This is a genomic window from Tomitella biformata AHU 1821 (assembly GCF_000524475.1).
In the GTDB taxonomy this organism is placed as follows: Bacteria; Actinomycetota; Actinomycetes; order Mycobacteriales; family Mycobacteriaceae; genus Tomitella; species Tomitella biformata.
Window position 1 is genome coordinate 1 of the sequence record NZ_BAVQ01000017.1, and the last position, 3,383, is coordinate 3,383.

The following is a 3,383-nucleotide window of genomic DNA, read 5'->3' on the forward strand; positions in this document are numbered from 1 at the left end:
TAAGGTTTATGCCGACGTTTCAGTTATGCCGATGCGTGGAGCGTTTGCCCTGGTCGAAGGGTGATTACGGCGCGAAGTTGTCGGCATAATCAGAGCGTTGCGAGCCAGGCGAGGATGTCGGGTTCGGGCCGATAGATTCCTGGCTTCGTGTCTCCGGGCCTGGTGCGATCGATCGCCGCTTGCTTGACGCTCATGTCGGCATGCAGGTAGGCGTCGGTGGACTGGGTTCGTTGATGACCAAGCCAGAGCGCGATGACAGAGATGTCGACGCCGCCTGCGAGCAAGTTCATCGCGGCGGTGTGCCGCAGGGTGTGCATGGTGACGTGCTTGTCGGCCAGGCTCGCGCAGTCGACCACCGCGGTGTCGACGTGGACGTGGAGTCGGTGCTCGAGGGCATCTCGTGAGAGTTGCTGACCGCGGGGCCCGCAGAACAGGGCCTCGCCAGGTCGGGATCGGCGTTCGGCGAGGTAGCCGGTCATGATCGCGGTCGTGGTTGACGTCAGCGGTGTGGCCCGTGTGCGGCGGCCTTTCCCTGTGCAGGTGACGCTCGCTGCGGCGCCCAGATGGATGTCCGTACAGGTCAGAGAGCATAGTTCGCTGATCCGCAGTCCGGTCTGGATGGCCAGGGCGAAAAGCGCGTGGTCTCGGCGACCGGTCCAGGTGGTGCGGTCGGGCGCAGCGGTCAGCGCATCGGACTCGTCGATGGTGAGGTACTCAAGCATCGGTTTCGGGTGCCGTTTGGCGGGGATCGAGAGGGCTCTGGAGAGCATGGCGGCATGGTCGAGTTGGCGGGGCATCGCGTGGGCGAGCACTGCCCGGATGCCGCTGAGACGGGCATTTCTGGTGGCGACGCTGTTGCCGCGGTCGTGTTCGAGGTAGTCGAGGAACGCGGCGATGTTCTCGGCGTTGACGTCCTCGATGTCGATGCGCTCGGGCCGGGTGCCGGTCTTGTCGGCGAGGAAGGTGATGAGCATCCGCCAGGTGTCCCGGTAGGCGGCGATGGTGTGGTCGGAGAGGTCTCGTTGCGATCGCGCGAAACCGCCGAAGTAGGTCTGCAGTTCCGCTGCCAGCGTGTTCATCGGGTTTCTCCTTCGGGTTCAAGGCGTCCTGTCGCGGCGGCGAGTAGCTCGGGGACCGCGGTCAGATACCAGTAGGTGTGTGCCGGGCTGGTATGCCCGAGCCAGGTCGAGAGCAACGTCAAGGTGCGGGCGGGGTTCGTGCTGTGGGTGTAGGCGGCGATCATGTGACTGGTGGCGAACGTGTGTCGCAGGTCGTGTAGCCGGGGTCTGCGCTGCCCCGCAGGGGCCAGTGCTAGCGCGTCGACGAGCGCGGCGAAGTGCTGCTCGATCGTCTCGATGACGAAGGCTCCGCCGCGGTTGTTGACGAAGATCGGCCCGTCCGGAGACGGGCTGGTCGCGAGCCGCTCCGGCAGAGCCAGATATTCGAGCAGAGTGCCGGTGGTGGACGGATCCAGCGGCACGAGACGGTCCAGCGGGGTTTTCGTGCCCCGGACTATCAGCGTGTTCGCACCGATGTCGAGGTCTGGGACCGTCAGCCGGAGGGCTTCACCGATCCGGAGCCCGGTGGCCGCGAGCAGCCCGATGATGGTGTGCATCGTCGCCGCGACCCGCGGGTTCGGGAAGAACAGTGGGCATGCGGCGAGCAGATGATCCAGGTCGTTCTGGGAGTAGATGAATGGGGCCCGACTGGTGGTCCTCGTGGGCAGCAATCCCGCGGGAATGATCGGGATGTCCCTGCCAGAGGCATGCAGCCAGGCGGCGAACGGGCGCACCGCGGTCAACCTCTGCGACCACCACACCGGCGCCGCGTCGGGCCGGTCACGGGCCCACTGCACCGCGTCCTCGATAGTGAACGTGTCGGTCTTGTCGTGGTCTTCGAGCCAGCCGCAGAACTGGCGCAGCAAATACTCGGCCGGTTTGAGCTGAAATCCCAGTGCTCGACGCTGGGCCAGGTAGACGTTGAGATCATGGTGGAGACTCATCGTGGCACCTGCCCGAACGGCACCGCCAGCGTCCGCAAAGACACAAGATCTGTGAGGGCGTAGACCGTGGTGCTGGCGGCGTTGCGGTGCCCGAGGAGCTCCTGCACCTCGACCAGACTCCCGCCGGCGGCGATCACGTTCATCGCCGCGGTGTGCCGTAGCCGGTGCGCGTGCATGACGCCCAGCCCTGCCGACTCAGCACGCCGGGTGACGATGCTGGATATCCCTGCGCTGGTCAACGCGCAGAACGGTGCGCGAGAGCTCACGAACAATGCCCGGTCGGCAACGCCTGCGGGCCGTGCGCGAAGCCACGCGATGAGCACTTCGCCCACGTCGATCGGGATCGGCAAGGTCAACCGTCGTGGGCCTTTGCCCACCACGGTTAGTCGCCCCACGGCCCAGTCGATGTCGTCGAGGCTCAGACTGGCGGTCTCACCGGCACGTAGCCCGAGCCGCCACAGAACCGTGATCACGGCCCGGTCCCGAACACCAATGACCGTGGCCGGGCTGCATGCCGCCATCAACGCATCGACCTGCGCAGATGTCAGGCCCCGAGGCAAGGTGGCTCGCGTTGCGCGGGCCCGCAGAATCCCACCCGCCACATCACGCTCCACCCGGCCCGTCGCCAGCGCCCACCGCATGAGCGACCGAGTCGCGTCGATGATCAACGTGCGCGAGGCCGGCGAGAACCCCGCCGATCGCTGCGCAACAAACCTGTTCAGAGCCCCGACATCGCATGCGCTCCAGTCGATGTCACCGGCCAAGCACAGCGAGTCGACCAGCCCCGCCACCCATGCCCGCCGGTGCCGGATGCAGCCCGAGCCGATCCCGCCGATTTCGCGTTGCCACCGCGCCCACTCGTCAAGCTCACGGCGTGCCGTCTCACTGATCACCGGTGCCGGTTTGCCAGCCGGAGGCCGTGCATGCTTACGGCTGCGGGCCGCGCCGGGAAGGTAGCCGGTCTCGATCAGGAATCGGCGGAGCGCCGGGACCCGCATCGCGACGAGCACATGACCGGCAACGCCGGGACCGTGATCGTCCCGGAATGAGTCAAGACTGTCGTTGCTGAGCCCCGGCATTCCGATGCCGTTCTCGTCCATCCATGTGCTCAGCCCTCGGGCCACGGCCAGGATCTGCGCAGCCGTTGTCATCGCATATCGTTCGTCCGCCAGCCACCCTGACAGCTGCTCCATCACCGCACCGGACAGAGGTCCGCTGACCACCGCGGGCATCACTCTGATCACCACAACCACCTCCGAGTAGACGACTACTCGAAGGTTCACACCCGTTGGTTATGCCGACAACTCCGCGCCGTAATCACCCTTCGACCAGGGCAAACGCTCCACGCATCGGCATAACTGAAACGTCGGCATAAACCTTA

General features: G+C 65.9%; 3 protein-coding genes. All 3 read right to left on the reverse strand.

Going from position 1 to position 3,383, the window contains the following annotated elements; genetic code table 11:
* Positions 1–89 precede the first annotated feature (89 nt).
* Genes TBIF_RS07760 through TBIF_RS07770 form a run of 3 tightly spaced genes read right to left on the reverse strand, consistent with a single transcriptional unit; the run spans position 90 to position 3,285 of the window.
* Positions 90–1,079 (reverse strand): tyrosine-type recombinase/integrase, encoded by a 990-nt coding sequence (locus TBIF_RS07760; RefSeq protein WP_024794260.1) that lies wholly within the window; start codon positions 1,077–1,079, stop codon positions 90–92.
* Positions 1,076–2,002, reverse strand: a complete 927-nt coding sequence (locus tag TBIF_RS07765) for a tyrosine-type recombinase/integrase (protein WP_024794261.1) — start codon at positions 2,000–2,002, stop codon at positions 1,076–1,078. The genes TBIF_RS07760 and TBIF_RS07765 overlap by 4 nt, the downstream gene beginning before the upstream one ends.
* Positions 1,999–3,285, reverse strand: a complete 1,287-nt coding sequence (locus tag TBIF_RS07770; RefSeq protein WP_024794262.1) for a tyrosine-type recombinase/integrase — start codon at positions 3,283–3,285, stop codon at positions 1,999–2,001. Before TBIF_RS07770 ends, TBIF_RS07765 begins: the two co-directional genes overlap by 4 nt.
* Positions 3,286–3,383 lie beyond the last annotated feature (98 nt).

Bases quoted from the DNA above. Each gene is read 5' to 3' on its own strand.
- TBIF_RS07760 (WP_024794260.1), bottom strand. From the start codon at position 1,079: ATGAACACGCTGGCAGCGGAACTGCAGACCTACTTCGGCGGTTTCGCG.
- TBIF_RS07765 (WP_024794261.1), bottom strand. From the start codon at position 2,002: ATGAGTCTCCACCATGATCTCAACGTCTACCTGGCCCAGCGTCGAGCA.